We start from the raw sequence: 18,260 nt of genomic DNA, 5'->3' as shown, positions 1-18,260 counted from the left end.
CTTTTTACCCTTCGGGGAATTCTCCAATCGAAATTATGTTTAAATATTTTCTTGTGCCGAAATCGACGACAAGTCTTGCTGCTTTGCAGCGGTGTCTAACTTGGTATTTTTGGGCGACGGCTTTTCATCAGCTTCGCCATCAATCCAAAACAAAATGGCAGGGAGAAAAATAAGATCGCCAATCAATGCTAGCAACATAATGCAGGCACCAAAAATTCCAACAAATATAATGGGAACGAAATTCCCAAAACCTAACACACTAAAGCCCAACACCAGCACCAGAGATGTAAACACGACCGCACGACCGGACTCTGTCATTGCACGATGAACAGCATCGTAAGTAGTGGCACCGGCTTTCTTCGCGTTCAAATAACGACTCATCACATGAATCGCATCATCAACCGCAATACCCATCGTCATCGCACCTACAATCATCGTACCCATATCGAGATAAATACCGAGCAGGCCAACAATACCGCCGGTTAAAAGAATTGGCACAATACTGGGAATAATCACCAGAATTCCGTATTTAAATGAGCGAAACAAAACGATGAAACAACCGCCGATTACTAACAAGGCAATGCCAAACGACTTAAACATGCCTTCACTGGTATAGCGATCTTGAGCATTAAACAAAACCATGCCGCCGGTTAACACCGTTGAGAGATCACTAAATTCCGTATCCAATGCGGAATAAATAGTCTCTAATTCGATGGACATGTCAGATGCCCGCATATTCACTACGGGAACGGTAAGACGAACATATCGATTGTCGAAATCTTTAATATCTGTCAAATCTTCTTCCGGCCCAGAATTCTCGTACAAAAAAAGCATCTGCGCCGTCATCTCTTTGCTGTTTGGTAATTGATAAAAGTCCGGGTCATCGCCATTAAGTGATTGGTTAATCTTCTTTAAATAATCACCTAAAGAATTAATTGTTCCCAAGGCATCGCGGGATTCCAAAAAGCGCTCAAAGTCATCTACACGGCGTAAAAAATCAGGGTCTTTAACGCCGTCCTCGCTACCAGAATCGATGATCGCTTCAAAATTAACAACACCTTGATAAGTTTCATCGAAATAAACCATATCCACGCGAGCGGGATTTTGTTCTTTAAAGTAGTACAAGAAATTACTGTCGACTTTTATCTTCGGTACGGTGAATAACGCGAACAACAACAGTAAGGCACCAATCCACAACAAGGGGTTTTTGTAACGGTAGGTAAATTTAGGAATCGCCGCCGTGAAGCGAGACACCAGTCCACCTTCAACTGCTGCGGCCGTTTTCGCTGAAAACCCTTTACTAAAACTTAACAAAGCCGGTAACACTGTCATCGCGAGAACAAACAAAAGCAAAGGGCCGATCGCACCAAGCACCGCAAATTCGCGGACAGGAACAATTTTTGTAATTGCCAGAGCAGAAAAACCTGCCGACGTTGTGACCGCAGTAAAAAATGCCGGCTTCCACAATCGACGAATCGATTCTTTCGCCGCTTGCTGGGGCTCAACACCATCGTTTCGCCGATGATAAAACTCGACCAATACATGAACCGAAACACCAATACCGACAATTATCATGGTGGGTACTAAAGCGGAATCAACGGGTGAATGAGGAAAACCGAGTACGCTTTGAATTCCGATAACATAAACAACACCACCGCCGATGACGAGCCAGGGAAAAACCGTTCCGCTAAAGGATCGAAAGCTAACGAACAAGGTAATTAGCATGAATAACGCCATTAAAGGGTTAAGGAGTTGGCTGTCCGCACGGGTATAAATTTCGAAACTCGCATTAATTAAAGGCTGGCCAGAGTAGCGAATGCGATAACCCAGATCGTTTAAACCCTGCTCTTCTACAAATGCGTACAGTTCTCGCACCAATTCGGTTTTATGTTCTGCCGTATCACGTTTGTATTCGACTCGAGCGGCAATTCTCGTATCTTGAAAATCCTCAGTGATCAAGGTACCTAAAGCGAGTTGCTCGCCAGCCATGATTTCGCGAATTTCATTGAAGCGTTCGGGCTGTTCCGCTAAGTCATCGAGATCACCGACGAGATCATCAGTACTTAAACTGTTGTCATCGGCATGGGTGTATTGATAGCGGGTAATGGATCGGACCTGGGTAACGTACTCATGGTTTTCAAGAAACTCTGTCAGCTTTGCAACCAATGCTAAGGTCTCTGGCTCGAAAACGTCTTGATCTTGTTCGCGCGCGGTCACGCCTACGACCAGATATTCATTGTCGCCAAACAATTCCAGTAGCTCTTCAAACGCTAATAAGTTGGGGTCACCCTCGACAAAATATCGCTCGGTTGTATTGTCGAAAGGAATACCTCTCCCAACAAACAAAGCCACCACCAACAAAGCCAACGAAATAAAAATAACAAGTAATCGATTCCCTATAACAAAATCAGCCCACAACCTAGTTAGTCCATTCATTCCCTCAAACCCTCTCTTATTAGCAAAGCCGCAGCTTTTGAAATATATAAAGCCCCAGACTGAAATCAACTTCTGAAGCTTTATCTATCGACAATAAAAACATTACCCCAAAATGAAAATTAACGGCGTAAAGTTTACGGCGTTAAATTAACGCTGTAAAGATTAATCTTGACGACTTTTTAGAAAGGACAATAGGGATCGCCCGTACAAAGACTTACCCTAATCTTGGCTAGATAGGGTACTTAAAGGCGTGTTACAGGAAAAGAGAGAACATCTTTAATATGAGGTGAATTCGTTTTTAGCATCAATAAACGATCCACCCCCAGTGCAACACCCGCACAATCAGGCAGCCCGGAGGCAAGCGCTTGGATCAATTGGTCGTCGCTATTAATCTCCGCGAGACCGAGTTCCTTGCGTTTCTGCTGGTCATTATGGAATCGCTGTTCTTGCTCTTTCGCATCAGTCAGCTCCCAATAGCCATTGGCAAGCTCCACCCCATTTACAAAAACTTCGAATCGACGCGCTACCTTAATGCCATTCTCAGCAGTCGTAATTTTAGCGAGTGCCGCCTGGCTCGCTGGATAATCGAAGACGAAAATAATTCCGTCAGTTAGACCTGGCTGAATCACATGACTAAACAGCGCGTCCAGCCAAGTATTCCGATCTTCATCCTGCCAGTCGCAATCAAGATGTTTCTTAGCAAGAGATTTTAAATCTACCAGACCGGCAAGATGAGGGTCGACTCCAAGGACTTTTTGAAAGATCTCGCGATAAGAAATAAATGAGCAAGACAAGCCGAGCATACTGACCAGGAACTCCCCAACCTCCTCCATCAAACGATGATCATCAAAGCCTGGCATATACCACTCAAGTAGAGTGAATTCAGGGTTGTGAAAACGACCAACTTCTTCTTGGCGAAACGCTTTTGTCAGCGCAAAAATTGGCCCGCTCCCCGCTGCCAATAAGCGTTTCATAAAAAATTCTGGCGAGGTTTGTAGGTAATATTGCGTATCTTGAAATTCAGTACGGAAAGACTGAATGTGGGGGTCTGTGGTGCCACCGATACCCAGTATCGGCGTTTCAACTTCTAGATAGTTTCGTCGCGCAAAGAAGCGACGAATATCTTTATAAAGCTGATCTCTAGCGAACAAGGCCGATAAGGTTGCAGTAGGAGTCCAATCGACCATGAGCACGCTTTCTTTAAAATCTAACAATTTAAAAATTGCTGTTTAATCAGAGATAAACCCGTTAAAAAACAATCTCTATATTCAAACTCTACTCTTTGGCGCGATTTAAATATTCGCCCGTTCGAGTATCAACTTTTACCACTTCACCTTGGTTCACAAATAACGGTACTTTAACCACTGCTCCCGTGGCCAGCTTGGCGGGTTTGGTTCCACCTTGCGCGGTATCGCCACGAATGCCCGGGTCGGTTTCAACAATTTCTAATTCGACGTGATTAGGCGGTGTCACCGCTAAAGGCGCGCCGTTATACAAAGTAACAATGCATACATCCTGCTCTTTTAACCACAGCGCAGCATCACCCACCGAAGCAACATCGGCTTGATACTGTTCAAAGGATTCAGGCTCCATAAAATGATAGAATTCGCCGTCGTTATAGAGATACTCCATATCGCGATCGGTGACATCCGCTCCTTCGAGTGATTCGCCGGATTTAAACGTTCTGTCCCAAACTCGGCCAGATTTTAAATTCCGCAAACGAACACGGTTGAAAGCTTGGCCCTTGCCCGGCTTAACAAATTCGTTTTCCAAAATATTACAGGGGTCGCCATCAAGCATGACTTTCAGACCACTACGGAATTCATTGGTAGAATAACTCGCCATTATTTCCTCGACTTTCTATTTATTCAGATTTTCAAAAGGCGCATATGATACCCCGAACTGTCCCACTATGGCAGATCCAGACTTGGCAAGAACAACTAAAGAACGTAATCAAAGATCCGCAAGAGCTTTGTGCTCTATTGAATCTGGATTGCGATCAGCTGATCACAACACATGGACAAGGCCTTAACAAAGCAAATCAGCAATTCATCTTGCGCGTGCCCACGCATTTTGTTCGGCGCATGGAAATCGGCAATTTGCACGACCCCTTACTTCTCCAGGTGCTGCCGCAAGCTCAAGAAATAGTAGAACACCATGCCTATAGCCAAGACCCTCTCGAAGAATCCAAGGCTTACAAAGCTCAGGGGATAATCCAAAAATACCCTGGACGTGTATTGCTGTTAGCCGCTAGCGCCTGTGCAATACATTGTCGCTATTGCTTTCGACGTCATTTTCCCTATGAGGAACATCGTCCTAGTAAAGCCGCTTGGGAGGAAAGTCTCGCAACCATACGAGAAGACGAAAGCATCAAGGAAGTTATTTTCAGCGGCGGTGACCCACTTGCGGCGAATGATCAACACCTTAGCTGGCTCACAGATAAAATTGCCGCGATTGATCACGTCGACACCCTAAGAATCCACACCCGCCTGCCTATCGTGATTCCTGAGAGAATCGATGAACATTGCCTAAAATGGCTTAATCAAGATCGACTGCAGGTCATCATGGTTGTCCATTGTAATCACGCTAACGAAATTGATGAGTCCGTCGGCGACGCCATCGCCAAAGTTCGCCAACTTGGGATTACCGTTCTAAATCAATCCGTGCTGCTAAAAGGAGTGAACGATTCCCTAGATGCATTGCACACTTTAAGCAAAAAACTGTTTAAAATCGGCGTTTTGCCTTACTATCTCCACCTTTTGGACAGAGTTGCAGGCACGAATCATTTCGAAGTTCCGATGGAGCAGGCATTATCGCTTCATCAAGATCTTCGCAATAGCTTACCGGGGTATTTAGTTCCGAGGCTGGCCCAGGAAATTCCAGGGCGTTCTGCAAAACAGATTTTGAATTAATTAGGCGCTAAAGGAATATCCCAGCGTCTTTCGCGCGCTCTACCTACCCGTAGTGATCAACAAGGAAAGGGTATTGGGAAGACTATACTGATAACCAAGGAAGAATTTAAGTTAATAAGATGACATTAGAAGAACAACTGACACAACAACTCCTCCGCTTCCAGCTACCTCAACAAGTTCTGGAAAACCTATCGTTCTGTCTAAACAATAAAGCATCGACGGTAAAAGGCTGGGTGGAATCCTTGCCTGCGACGAGAATTAACCACACCAGTGTTTTGCTCTATAAGGCACTCCCTGAAATCAGCCGTTTAAAAACAAACCCTGAATCACGCTTAGATATGCTCGACGCCTTGCGACCGTATATCCATCAATGCATTCAAGGCTTGGCAAAAGATTTTTTAAACAAACCATTAATCCTTCCAGAAGGCCCTTTGAAAGCAGCCGTTGTTGCGCAAGCGTTACAAAAGCACATGAACAACGGTTATTGTGTTGCGCTACGCGAGTTAAGTACGAAGTTCAAAGACGGGAAAAGCCCGGATTTAAAATTAGAGTTTGCCTGTCATCGCGCGATTACCGGTTTTGGCTTGCTCTTATTTCGCAGTCACCAACTGTATACGCAAATCCCTCATGGATTATGGAGAGATTTTCATAACCTATTCAAAATTGCAGAGCTGCTAAAAATAACGGATCGCCCAATCGAAGACCCTTTACTGAAGGACAGCAAAGCAAGCACGATCAGCCAAGTATATCTACGGGTTTTATTGCTGTGTTGCGCTCGGCCCAATCAACTACAACCTAGCGAAGTATCTCTTGTTTATGATGCGCTCGAAAACTGGGTGCAATTTGGCAAGCTGCTTCCAAACGGTGAGCAGAATCCTGACAATCTCTTTTTGACGAATCTGAGCGCCGATAGTGGGCCCATGTACAAGTCACGTTTTATGGGCTCTTCTCAAGATGACATTCGTGAAGTCGATATGAAGCAGCTGGTCATCGCGCTGGATAAGCAATACCGAAAAGGTGAAAGCAGCGAATCCGATATTCTGGTCATTCCAAAGCATATAAGCGCGGGCCTGGTGGATCATTTGTTGCGAAGTTGGAGCATCACACAGCAACGGAGCTTTGATCGCCAAACCCGTAGTGACAAAGTCGACGTCACCATCGGGCTCACTAATCTACACTTCCACATCGCAAATGGCATGAGCTTTGATGAATTTATCGGCGAAGGCGATGATGAAGAAATTGATCTTGACGCATTCTCCAATGATCCCTGGGGCGTAAGTGCCTCGTCGGATGATGACGATAATGCCGATGGCTACCCTAGCCATTCAGTGCAAGCGATTGATTCGAGCCCAGGAGGATATTGCATAGAATGGCGTGACATTGTGCCTGGGCAAGTAAGGGCGGGAGACGCAATAGGGCTCAAAGAACAAGGCAGACACCGCTGGGGGCTAGGCGTTATACGCTGGATTCAGCAGCACCGAGAAGTCACCAAAATGGGTATTCAATTGCTCGCCCCCAAAACCACACCTTACGCCGCGGCTAGAGAATTACCCGGTGGCGACTATGGTGACTATATGCGTGTCTTAATGCTCCCCGAATTAAAAGCCGCAAATCAACCGGCGACATTATTAACCGCCAATGCGCCTTTCCAAGAATACGGTAGGATTCTGCTCAACAACCAAGGGGAAGTTCGACAGGCCCAGCTAAGTCGACGATTGTTTTCAACCGGCTCGATCAGCCAATTTAGTTTTAGATTCTTAGATGAGGCTGCGCCCCAGCCAGCCCAAACCGAAGAGCAGGTAACGGACGATACGGAAACCGAACAAAATGATTTTAGCTCGGTGTGGGACGATTAACTAAACTACACTGATATTTAAGGCTTTTTTTGCTAATGTCTTGGCGTTTCGCGAAAGTGCCATTGGCTAGAAGCAAGCGACTAGAGTAGACTTAACGGGTTTTTTCGGTCAGTCTAAGAACGCCAAAACACCGCAAATTGATTTATAAAGACACAGCATGAACCCCAACGATACGATTCGCTTACTCATACTCAACGATTCTCGAAAAGAAGCAGAACGCTTGATCAGCATGTTGCGTAATGCCGGTCGCCCTACGCGTGCCCAACATATCGAAAGCGAAGAAATACTGACCAAATTATTACAAGAACAAGCCTGGGATCTATTGATCGCTCACGACAAAACCCAGAACGTCCCTCCGCAAAATGCCATCAAACAAATTAAACGCTTAAGCAAAGATGTTCCGGTGATCTTGTTGTGTGACGAAGAAGGTTCACAACCTGTTGTCGAAGGTTTGAAAATGGGTGTTGTCGACGTGGTTCGACTCGATGAGGACCAACATCTACTCCTCGTCATTCAACGAGAAATGGAAAACCACGAACAACGTCAGTTACGCCGCCGATCTGATCGACGTTATAAAGAAGCTGAGCGACGAAGCCAGCAACTGCTCGACAGCTCGCGAGACGCAATCGCCTACGTGCAAGACGGCATGTACTTGTACGCTAACGAATCTTTTGCGGAATTATTTGGTTATGAAGATCGCGACGATATCGAATGCATGCCGGTGATCGATATGATCGACAAAGCGGATCGCGATAACGTTAAATCTTTCATGAAAGAATTTAGCCTACGCGGCGATGACGGTGAAAGTGTCAATTTACAATTTCGCGGCACCAAACAAGACGAATCTGTTACTAGTGTATCGATGGAAGTGGCCAACGCTACCTTTGATGAAGAGCCGTGCATTCAATTTTTAGTCAGCGCCAAGCACGAAAATAACGAAGAGCTTGAAGCGCAAATCAACCAGATCAAACATCAAGATGTGACTACCGGCTTACACAATCGGCAGTACATGGTTAATCGCCTCCAGCACTGTATAAATACTGTCGCTGAATCTAATACCACCAGCGCTTTATTAACAATTGAGATCGACAAATTTGAATCTATTCAGTCTTCAATGGGCGTCAGTGGCTCAGATTTAGTATTAAGCGATATTGCCGTCGCCATCAAAGAGCATTGTCCAAATGCCGATACAATTTCTCGATTCAGTGACAACGCGTACTCAATACTCCTTAACGAAACCAACGCAGATAAAGCCTTAGAACTCGCCAACTCACTTTGCAAAAAAGTTGCTGATCGCATTATCGAAGTTGATGGTCGAACCTTACAAACAACCCTGAGCATCGGTGTGACGCTCATTAACGAAACTACAAGCAACACTGAAACTGTCATTGAACAAAGCATAAAAGCACTGAATTCAGTGCGATCGAAAAACGAAGGGGAAGGCGTGGGAGACGGCGCATCACTTTTCGAACCCGAAGTTTCCGCCGACGCAAACAAAGGCATGGCAACCAATGTTCAAGCTGCTCTCGATAAAGATCAGTTTCGATTACTATTCCAACCTATTATTAGTTTGCGCGGATCGGAAGAAGAATATTACGAAGTACTGTTGCGCATGGTAACCGATGAAGGAGAGGAAGTTTCACCCTATAAATTTTTAGACGCCGCCGAAGAAATCGGTGCGAACATTAAAATTGATCGCTGGGTGATACTTGAATCTATTAAAGTTTTATCGAATCATCGAAAAAAAGGCAACAATACAAAATTGATTCTGAACTTAACTCGCCACACCATGTGCGATGAATCAATCGTTCCCTGGCTCGCGGTGGCTTTTAAAGCAGCAGGTCTATCCGCTGACTCAATCACCTTCCAACTTAGCGAAGCCGATGTCACCAATCATTTGAATGCAGCAAAAGCGTTTGTTGATGGCTTAACGGAAATGGGAGCTGGCAGCTCAATAACAAATTTCGGTTGCTCATTGAATCCATTTAATGCCTTGAAACACGTATCAACAACTTACATCAAAGTGGACGGCTCGTTTACCTTAGACATTCAAAATAATAACGAAAGCCCTGAAGCGCTGACCAATATTCTAAAAGAAATTCACGAACATAACAAAATCACCATCGTTCCTTTTGTCGAAAATGCGAGCGTTCTTTCAACGCTTTGGCAAGCAGGCGTGCATTATATTCAAGGCCATTATTTACAAGCGCCCTCCACCGACATGAATTACGACTTCAGCACCGAATCCTAGTGAATAGGGGCATATTATTCCGCGCGGTGTTGCTCCACACTCAATTTTTTATTTCCTTCGTGTAAACTCAGATTTTCTGCGGGGTGCTGAATTGCTAGCGAAAAAGCTATTGGTTATTCAAATCGTCCATAGATTTTAAATTCTAGGATTTACAGTAGGAGCTTAATTTACGCCTTCTCTGTCACGAAAGCCTAATAGATATAAAATTGCGTCTAATCCGAGATTTGAGATTGAGTGGTCAGCGGAGGCTTTGACAAGCGGCTTCGCTCTAAACGCAATACCTAAACCGGCAATACTTAACATCGGCAAGTCATTCGCACCATCACCCACTGCAATGACTTGTTCTAATGAAATATTTTCTTTCGCTGCCAACTCTTTAAGCAATGCAGCTTTTTTGTTGCCGTCAACGACGTCACCAACCACACGACCGGTAACTTTGTCATCAACAATTTCTAGCTCGTTGGCAAAAACGTAGTCGATTGCCAACTTTTCCTTTAAATAATTAGCGAAATAAGTAAAGCCGCCTGACAAAATTGCTGTCTTGTAACCGAGCTTGTTAAGAGTATTAATTAATTGCTCTGCGCCTTCAGTTACAGGGAGGTTTTCAGCAATACTTTTCAATACTGATGCATCCATGCCCTTCAACAAAGCGAGGCGCTTCGAAAAACTTTGAGTGAAATCCAATTCGCCCGCCATCGCTTGCTCGGTAATTTTAGCAACTTGATCGCCAACGCCAGCGGCCTTGGCTAACTCATCGATAACTTCTGCTTCCACTAAAGTTGAATCCATATCGAAACAAACTAAGCGGCGGTTTCGCCGATAAATATTATCTTCTTGGCAAGCGATATCGATATCCATGCGACTCGATAACTCCATAAAATCCGATCGCAATGCTGACAAATCTTGAGCCTCGCCGCGCACAGAAAATTCAACACAGGCTTTAGATTTATCGCTGCAAGTATCCAACTCCACACGCCCCGACAAACGACTAATATTATCAATATTTAAACCATGCTTGACGACAACGGCTGTCACTTCTGAAATATGTTTTGCGCTTAATTTTCTCACCAACAGCGTTACGATTTGCCTTGGCTTACCCTGATGACCAACCCATTCAATATAGCTCTGCTCGGAAATGGGTTGGAATTTAACTTGCAGTTCGAGTTCGTGTGCACGAAACAGCAAATCCTTAAGGATAGGCGACGACTCACTACTGGTTGGAATCTCGACAAGAATTCCCAAGGTTAGGGTATCGTGAATCACCGCTTGACCAATATCGAGAATACTCGCCTCGTAATTCGCCAAAATTGTCGTCACCGCAGAAGTCACGCCCGGCTTGTCATTACCCGATAAGGTAATCAATAATAATTCTTTCGCCATGAAAAACCTTGTTGCCTTAGTCAGTGTTCGTGTTGGCAATTAACGCTAATACTTGTCTTGATTTCGAACGCTGCGTCCAAATCTGAGGCGGGAAGATTATCATATTTAATCGGGCTTGTAAGATAGCTCGCAATTCAAAATTCCATTTGACTGAAGCAAGTTTTATAGGAAAAAAGCAATTGAATTGTCTTTTCTGCGATATCGCAAGCAGATCAATGTTACTTAGCGATAAATTTAACATTATAATACCCCGCAAATTCGGCCTGCCTTTACGACAGACTTCGCTATCCCGTCATTACCAAAGCAATAACAGCAGACTTAACAATGACTTCCGACAACGCCTCACTGACCTTTTCTCGTCCCTTGTTATTGCTTTGCAGCGGGATCATCATTGCGACGATCATTAGTGCACTGCTTTGTCAGCGTATTATTGTGAACAGCCTGAATAATAGAAGCGCCCAATATGGGCAAGCGCTCGCCAATTTAGCGGCGCGACAGGCCATCGATGCAACTCTCAATCACGATCTGGTTAGCTTGCAAGTCATTCTTAGTGATGTCGCTGAGAATCCAGACATCGCAAACGCGACAATTCACGATGTCGAAAATAACTTATTGGTTCAAGCTGGCAGCCGCTCAAATAACAATCGGCGCCTCGGTAAAAATCAGCGAAACTTTACCGCCGCAATCACCTTGCATAACAGCATCGCGGGCTATGTAACCGTTACTATGGATTTCACCTCCATCAACCAAGTGCAACTTGAAGTCTATTGGCTGTTTGGTTTTATGGCGGTTTTGCTCATCGCGTTATTATTTAGCGCCCTCTATTTCGGACGATCTTGGGGAGACCCGATCACGATATCAAGAGCAGTGATTCCAATCATTAATACACCAACGAAAAAAACTGATGAAGATATATTTGATGAAGAAGACCATAACGAACAACTATTGCCCCCTCCAGCGTTTCCTCGAATTGAATTAATTTTACAATTTAATAATTTAAAAGCGTTATCCGGGCAATTAAATAGCAAATCGTTTCGCTCCATAGCGCATCGCATCGAACTCCAATTAAAAGGTGTACTCGCACTTTATTCTGGCCAACTCATGCAAATGGATTCCGAGCAGGCAAAAATTGCCTTCTACCCGAGAGAATCCACCGCAGACGCTACCTTTAACGCGCTTTGCTCCGCTCGCTTGATGTTAATGCTCAATCGTGATGCAGCAGGTATTCAACTCGAACTTGCGGCGGTTATAGTCGAGCGAAAATCTGAAACCAGTGTTTTGAAGAATCTGCAATATCAACTTGTTGAAATCGAGGATTTAAACGAATTATTAAAATCCGCTGCCAATGGTCAACTGTTTGCGGAAACAGAATTGATGCGGGATGAAGAACTAAATGATCGTATTGAAACGCTTGACGTTGAGAACTTCGAAGAAGTGTTGGAAGTTAGTGATTTTAAAGATCCGTATAAGACTTTACTATCAAAACAGCTAGCCCAATTACAAGCCAACAATTAATTTACCCACAAAGCTAAAAGAATTTATTAGCCAATACCCTTGAGTAATATTGTGGACTCCCCAAACCCCAAGTCACTTTCCAGCAGCATTCCGCAGTCCGTCAACATTGTTGAAGTTGGACCTCGTGATGGCTTGCAGAACGAAGCACTAAAAATTAGTCTCGACGCCAAACTGAACTTAATCGCAGGCCTTGTTGGTGCAGGTCTAAAAAAAATTGAAGCTGGTAGCTTCGTAAACCCTAAGGCCGTACCGCAAATGGCGGACAGCGATAAGCTATTTTTAGCGCTCCCGCAACACACATCGGTTGTTTACACTGCCTTAACGCCCAACTTAATTGGCTTTGATCGCGCATTAGAATGCGGCGTCAAGGAAGTTGCAGTGTTTGCTGCGGCAACAGAATCGTTTTCTCAACGAAACATCAATTGCTCCATCGCGGAAAGCTTTTCTCGTTTTGCACCACTGATTAAAAAATCCATCGCCAATGGCATCCCAGTGCGAGGATATATATCCTGTGTTGTTGGCTGCCCCTATGAAGGTAATGTTGATGCACAAGCCGTCGTTAAGATAAGCCAACAACTTTTGGATGAAGGTTGTTATGAAATTTCTCTCGGCGACACGATCGGCGTTGGCACCGCAAAGCAAATCACTAGCCTGCTCCACGAGTTGAACAAGTCTATACCCACTAATTTATTGGCCATGCATCTTCACGACACCTACGGTCAAGCCCTCGCAAACACTTATGCGGCTTTACAGATGGGGGTGAGTACTTTTGACAGCGCAGTTGCTGGTCTTGGTGGTTGTCCCTTTGCCAAGGGCGCTACTGGGAACGTCGCGACAGAGGATTTAGTTTACCTCTTAGACGGATTAAATATTCAACATGGTATCGATTTAGAACGTTTAGTCACAACGGGACAAGACATATCTGATTATTTACAGCGTCCCTACGCGAGCAAAGTAGGAAACGCCTTGATAGCACGACGAAAATCAGACGCAAGCTGAACGCTCTTTACAACAAGAGTGCTATTTCCGAATTCATAGGGATTTAATTTTTTCAAGGATTTTACGGTTATGCTTGTAATACATTAGCGACTAAATAGTTTTTTTAGAAAAAAGAACTAAAAAATTCGCGTCATCATTTAATTCTCGTAGCGATCCAAGAACAAAAAGCTTACACTTCATAACCTTTCTGCCATCCCTCACAGTCGTTACAAGAGTCACGAAAACCTTATGCGTAAAACCAAAATCATCTGCACTATTGGCCCTGCAACCGACAGCCTAGACATGCTCGAAGCGCTTTATCACGCGGGTATGAATGTCGTACGTCTTAACATGTCCCATGGCGACCATGAATCGGCACTAAAAGTTATAAAATCTATTCGCACACTCAACAAGAAAATTGCCCACCCTATTCCCATATTGATGGACACCCAAGGCCCAGAGATTCGTACCGGAACGCTCAATAACGATTTAAACCTACACGCTGGTGACGAAATCTCCATCGTCGCCCGAGGCCTTGTCGACGTAGAAGAAACCTCGATACCGATTAATTACGATGACCTTATTAACGACGTCGGCATCGGCGATCGTATTACCGTCGACAACGGCTTAATAAACCTACAAGTATTAAGTAAAGAAGAAAGAGTTATGCGCTGCCAGGTAATTGATGGAGGTGTGCTTAAAAGCAAACGTCACGTCAACCTTCCCGGCGTCCGCGTCAACCTTCCCGCCATTACCGATAAAGACAGACTCGATATCGAATTCGCTATCGAGCAAGAAATTGATTACATCGCTCTCTCTTTTGTGAGGGAAGCTAAGGACATAAAACAGTTACGGGAATTACTCGGTAACAAAGCCACCAAAATTAAAGTGATAGCAAAAATTGAAGACCAAGAAGGCGTGCGCAATATTGAAGATATTATTCGCGAAGCCGACGGAGTCATGGTTGCAAGAGGTGATTTAGGTGTTGAAGTTGAGATTCAAGATTTACCCAATATTCAACGTCACATCGTTCGTCGTTGTGCGGAACTGGGTAAGCGGGTAATCGTTGCGACACACTTATTGGAATCGATGATTACCAACCCAATTCCAACGCGAGCAGAAGTTACCGATGTGGCAAATGCGGTTTACGAAGGCGCCGATGCAATAATGTTAAGTGGCGAATCGTCTGTCGGCAAATATCCAATCAAATGTGTTGAGTACCTCGACAAAATTAGTCGTACTTCTGAAAAAAATCCTGGCTTATCTTTTACAGATAATCTTATTCGCGATACTGACAAACAACACATTGCAGCAGCAGCGGCAGAACTTGCAGACTCACTAGGCGCTGTCGGTATTGTGGTGATAACTCGACGAGGCTTGATGGCAAACTATTTGACTAACTGCCACCCTAACGCGCCTATTCTTGCCTTCACCAACGATAGTCGCACACGTCGCTTGCTTGCATTGAATCGCAATGTATCTTGTTATCGCATTCATTTTTCGAGCGTACCCGAAAAAACGTTAAACATTGCTTTTGCGATATTACGCAAGCGTGAAGGTTATAAGGAAGACGATAAGGTCGTTGTGGTTTCGGATGTTATTAGCGGAACTGGCGTAGATGCTATTCAATTGCGCCTGCTGTCTGTGAATACTCAGGAAGAATAAACAAGTTACGATGTGTGAATTTTTTATCGGCTAGTGTTTATCCATCAAATCCTAGCCTTTCTCTTTTATTCTTTTATCTACATTTGTGTTCTTGAAATTACATAATAACCATAATCTAGAACTGGTAGCTAACGCCAAACTGCAACGCCGATGAGCGCCAATTCGCTTCATTGAAGCGCGTGTATTGCACAGTGTTATCAATGAAATATGTTTTGCTTGTACCGTCTTCCGTTTGCCACGCCCCACTCATCCAATTTAGCTGTGCTCGAATCTGGCGAGTGATTGCGTAAGCCACTCCCAATTGAATTTGTTGCCCGCTACTTTCTGCTTCATGAGTAAAACTTTTTGGCTGCTGAAAGTTTTCACGTAAATTCCAACGCCCCTCACCCGAATAAAAGCCTTTAAAGTATTGATAGCGCGCTGACAAAGTCCAACTCGATATCGAAATCTGATAATCCGCTGCTAACCAATGGCTCGACCAGGAACTGTCATAGTCTGAATCCAAACTGGCAAGACGTTGGTTTAAAGAATCGATACTCGCACTCGAACCAAAGAATTGCGGCTCCGCAACTAATTGTTGCCCTTTCTGCAAGTTGATCATTTGCTCTTGTTGTTGACCGCCGTACACCATCGCCAACGATTGAGTGAAAGGTACCAGGCGATTCGGATGAAGTGTGTATTGCAGCCCAACACCTATATTGTATTCGCGCGTACCATCACCCCGTATGTAAGATGTCGATTTTGAATACAAGCCATTGCGATTGTCTTCAGCAAAATCAGAATCGATAGCTTGTCCATTTTCGATTTCGCCACGACTAAAACCGCCTTCGAGCAAAACACGAAAACCGTCTACTGGAGCGGCAAAAGAAATGCCGACGTTTAAGCCAGCTTGATAGGTACGGATATTATCGAAATTTAACTCGGACAGAACATTAGGCGTTGCATTGGTACTCATATCGCTACCAATATTCCAATCTAACTGTCCTGATCCATGCCCCAAAAGAGGCTGCAAACTCAATACAAGCGCCGATAACAGCATATCGAATACCTCAAAAAATAATCCATTTACAGAAATAGGCTAGGCACTTAACAAAACGGCCTGAGCTCTCGCGCCTTAATTCTTGGTTTCTCCGTGACAAGCATTCGAATGACTTGCGTCATTTTTTCGACATAGGTTGAGATATATCTGCGATCTTTAGAATGCGCACTTTTTGAGAAAAAGTTATAAGGAGTTATTACTCTTAGTCAAAATATGCACAGAATTATAAAAGTGTGACGTAGTTCAACCTACAAAAAGTGTATAAACGGGAGCCCCAAAACTACCAACGGTCAATTACGCCAATAAGCAAACCACTCAGGAAATGCATTGTGATGGCGATCAAGGTTCTTATAAATAAAAATTTACAAAATCACAATATAAGCTTTATTGACAGTTTCGAAAAAAGCGCATCTAGGCTTTCTAAGCCATTGAAATTACTTAATTATTTTTTCAGATTAGTGGCAAATACGAATTGAATTGTGATGCTATTCACAACAGCCCGAGAGCCCCTATGTTGTAATCGATAGTCCCTAATTCGAATTACAAGAAACGCATATAAGAAAGACAAGTATTCGTAAAAATCACCCATAAGGGGCAGCCAATGTCGATCATCTTGCAAGATGGCAATATCGTTTGCGGTAAGGAAGTGAGTTTTTTAAACCGCGATGAAGTTGAATACCCTCAGCTTATGAGGCTTCAATTAGATTTCGATTTTCGAGTGCTAAGTCTTACCGCAATGAACGTCTCCGCAAACGCAGCAAATAATTCCTCTGAAAGCCCCACTCCAAAGGGTCAGTACCTGATTACCTTCAACACCTATCGACAACAAGATGTGCCCACTATTACCCCAGTGTTTCCATCCCTCCCCGAACTTGAGCAATATGCCAATGAGAACATTGTCGATATTTTAAACAAACTAGTCGTCGACTCTCTTGAAGATTAGCCCGCTAAGTCTCCCATCCCCACACGAAGCTATACAAAAGCGATGGCTGGAAAAACCTCTTCCATTGGCTTGAACCTCAGTTTTTACAAGACTATATTTAAACCCACCCATTCTTGGTGGGTTTACGTTAGAATTGCGCCTATTTACACATCCTTCGGGAACAAAGTTTTACGTGGCTGATCATAAGTTTCAGCCGAATTTTGGTACTTTGACATATCCATAAATTCAGTCAGATTGAAGGCTTACCAAGACCAATACTTGTGACCCTTTAACGAAAAAACACCACGCTAGTAGGCCTATAGTAGATGATCCAACGTCGTTCCCTTCACATGTCCTTCGCGAGATGCCGCATTAACCCATTCCGTTCCAATACACTCTTATTGGTAACCTTAATGAGTTTAGTTTACTGCCTCAGTGGTGCCGCCAATGCGGGCAAATCTCTGCAGGTAGGTGATAAAGCGCCGAATTGGATATTAGCAACAAGCAATGGCGAGACTATTTCTTTTTATCAAAACAGCGTCGGTAAAAAATCTGTGATTTTATTTTGGGCGACCTGGTGCCCCTATTGCGCAGAAATAATGCCTAAACTAGAAGCCTTGCAAGAAGAATTAAATGATTCATCAGTGCAATTCTATGCGCTAAATATTTGGGAAGACGGCGATGCACTCGCGGCGATCCGTGAACGCACGCAAAGTTTTACGTTTTTATTAAAAGCGGACATGGTAGCCAAGCGCTATAACGTTCAATCTACACCGGGTGTTTATGTCGTGGGAGAAGATAGAACGATCCAATACGTGCGAGAAAAAAATACCAGCGTTGAACAAACTTATCTTGAAATAAAACAATTACTTGAAAGCAAATAAAATTAGTCACCTAACTCTTCTTCAAACTCTTTTAACAAATCCAAGGGTTCTATTTCTATACCTTCGAGTTCTTCTGTCCAGTTAACACCAGAAAGAATGACATCAGAGTGCATTCCTGGTAACCAATCATCAAAAAACTCTTCCAATGAAACGGCTACCACTTTGTATGCTGCCCACTCTTCTTTGCAGTGCGCTTCAGCAAATTCGGGTTGCGACCAAAACGGCATAACTTCCGCTTCTTCATATTTTTCAGAGGGACAAAGCGCCCAACCCTCTGGGCCTTCTAGCCCCCACACACAACCCTGCTGAATCGCTTCGGTAATAAAGCGCTCAAAATTTTCATCGGGATCGTCACTCAATACTTCCATTAGCGCCTCTTTGTCTTAGAAATAATTTTTCTCAGGGTTTTCCAACACCCAAGC

14 protein-coding genes are annotated in these 18,260 nt (G+C 44.0%); 8 read left to right on the top strand and 6 right to left on the bottom strand.

Annotated elements, in window-relative coordinates:
• Window positions 1-39 precede the first annotated feature (39 nt).
• The 3 genes from ACYUCY_RS06395 to efp form a co-directional block, all read right to left on the bottom strand.
• Window positions 40-2,436: an efflux RND transporter permease subunit gene (locus ACYUCY_RS06395; RefSeq protein WP_460225626.1), complete on the bottom strand. Its 2,397-nt coding sequence runs from the start codon at window positions 2,434-2,436 to the stop codon at window positions 40-42.
• Between the two features lie 242 nt (window positions 2,437-2,678).
• Window positions 2,679-3,650 carry an EF-P lysine aminoacylase EpmA gene (epmA, locus tag ACYUCY_RS06390; RefSeq protein ID WP_460225625.1) on the bottom strand — a complete coding sequence of 324 codons (972 nt, stop codon included), beginning with the start codon at window positions 3,648-3,650 and terminating at the stop codon, window positions 2,679-2,681.
• A gap of 61 nt (window positions 3,651-3,711) precedes the next feature.
• The gene (efp, locus tag ACYUCY_RS06385; RefSeq protein WP_460225624.1) at window positions 3,712-4,281 is read right to left on the bottom strand and encodes an elongation factor P; all 570 of its coding nucleotides are present in this window, start codon (window positions 4,279-4,281) and stop codon (window positions 3,712-3,714) included.
• Between the two features lie 44 nt (window positions 4,282-4,325).
• On the opposite strand from efp, the gene epmB reads away from it, so the two are divergent.
• The 3 genes from epmB (at window position 4,326) to ACYUCY_RS06370 (ending at window position 9,455) form a co-directional block, all read left to right on the top strand.
• Window positions 4,326-5,348, top strand: a complete 1,023-nt coding sequence (gene epmB / locus ACYUCY_RS06380) for an EF-P beta-lysylation protein EpmB (protein ID WP_460225623.1) — start codon at window positions 4,326-4,328, stop codon at window positions 5,346-5,348.
• Window positions 5,349-5,467: 119 nt separating this feature from the next.
• Window positions 5,468-7,204: a hypothetical protein gene (locus ACYUCY_RS06375; protein ID WP_460225622.1), complete on the top strand. Its 1,737-nt coding sequence runs from the start codon at window positions 5,468-5,470 to the stop codon at window positions 7,202-7,204.
• Window positions 7,205-7,361: 157 nt separating this feature from the next.
• On the top strand, window positions 7,362-9,455 hold the full coding sequence (locus tag ACYUCY_RS06370; RefSeq protein ID WP_460225621.1) for an EAL domain-containing response regulator: 2,094 nt from the start codon (window positions 7,362-7,364) through the stop codon (window positions 9,453-9,455).
• A gap of 162 nt (window positions 9,456-9,617) precedes the next feature.
• On the opposite strand, the gene serB is transcribed toward ACYUCY_RS06370, so the two are convergent.
• Entirely contained in the window at window positions 9,618-10,835 is a 1,218-nt protein-coding gene (gene serB / locus ACYUCY_RS06365) for a phosphoserine phosphatase SerB (protein ID WP_460225620.1), read from the bottom strand.
• Between the two features lie 324 nt (window positions 10,836-11,159).
• Between serB and ACYUCY_RS06360 the strand changes: the two genes are divergently transcribed.
• From ACYUCY_RS06360 to pyk, 3 genes are all read left to right on the top strand, one after another.
• Entirely contained in the window at window positions 11,160-12,350 is a 1,191-nt protein-coding gene (locus ACYUCY_RS06360; protein WP_460225619.1) for a hypothetical protein, read from the top strand.
• A 39-nt stretch (window positions 12,351-12,389) separates the two neighbouring features.
• On the top strand, window positions 12,390-13,349 hold the full coding sequence (locus ACYUCY_RS06355) for a hydroxymethylglutaryl-CoA lyase (RefSeq protein ID WP_460225618.1): 960 nt from the start codon (window positions 12,390-12,392) through the stop codon (window positions 13,347-13,349).
• A 228-nt stretch (window positions 13,350-13,577) separates the two neighbouring features.
• Window positions 13,578-14,993: a pyruvate kinase gene (pyk, locus tag ACYUCY_RS06350; protein ID WP_460225617.1), complete on the top strand. Its 1,416-nt coding sequence runs from the start codon at window positions 13,578-13,580 to the stop codon at window positions 14,991-14,993.
• A 115-nt stretch (window positions 14,994-15,108) separates the two neighbouring features.
• On the opposite strand, the gene ACYUCY_RS06345 is transcribed toward pyk, so the two are convergent.
• The gene (locus tag ACYUCY_RS06345; protein WP_460225616.1) at window positions 15,109-16,032 is read right to left on the bottom strand and encodes a hypothetical protein; all 924 of its coding nucleotides are present in this window, start codon (window positions 16,030-16,032) and stop codon (window positions 15,109-15,111) included.
• Window positions 16,033-16,633: 601 nt separating this feature from the next.
• Between ACYUCY_RS06345 and ACYUCY_RS06340 the strand changes: the two genes are divergently transcribed.
• Both ACYUCY_RS06340 and ACYUCY_RS06335 read left to right on the top strand, forming a co-directional pair.
• Window positions 16,634-16,975: a hypothetical protein gene (locus ACYUCY_RS06340; RefSeq protein ID WP_460225615.1), complete on the top strand. Its 342-nt coding sequence runs from the start codon at window positions 16,634-16,636 to the stop codon at window positions 16,973-16,975.
• 392 nt (window positions 16,976-17,367) lie between these two features.
• Entirely contained in the window at window positions 17,368-17,838 is a 471-nt protein-coding gene (locus ACYUCY_RS06335) for a TlpA family protein disulfide reductase (RefSeq protein WP_460225614.1), read from the top strand.
• Window positions 17,839-17,840: 2 nt separating this feature from the next.
• Here ACYUCY_RS06335 and ACYUCY_RS06330 read toward each other — a convergent pair whose 3' ends face one another.
• On the bottom strand, window positions 17,841-18,206 hold the full coding sequence (locus ACYUCY_RS06330; protein WP_460225613.1) for a DUF2750 domain-containing protein: 366 nt from the start codon (window positions 18,204-18,206) through the stop codon (window positions 17,841-17,843).
• Window positions 18,207-18,260: the final 54 nt, after the last annotated feature.

The sequence above is a fragment of the Aurantivibrio infirmus genome (assembly GCF_054767315.1).
This window is presented reverse-complemented; position numbering and strand designations above follow the sequence as displayed.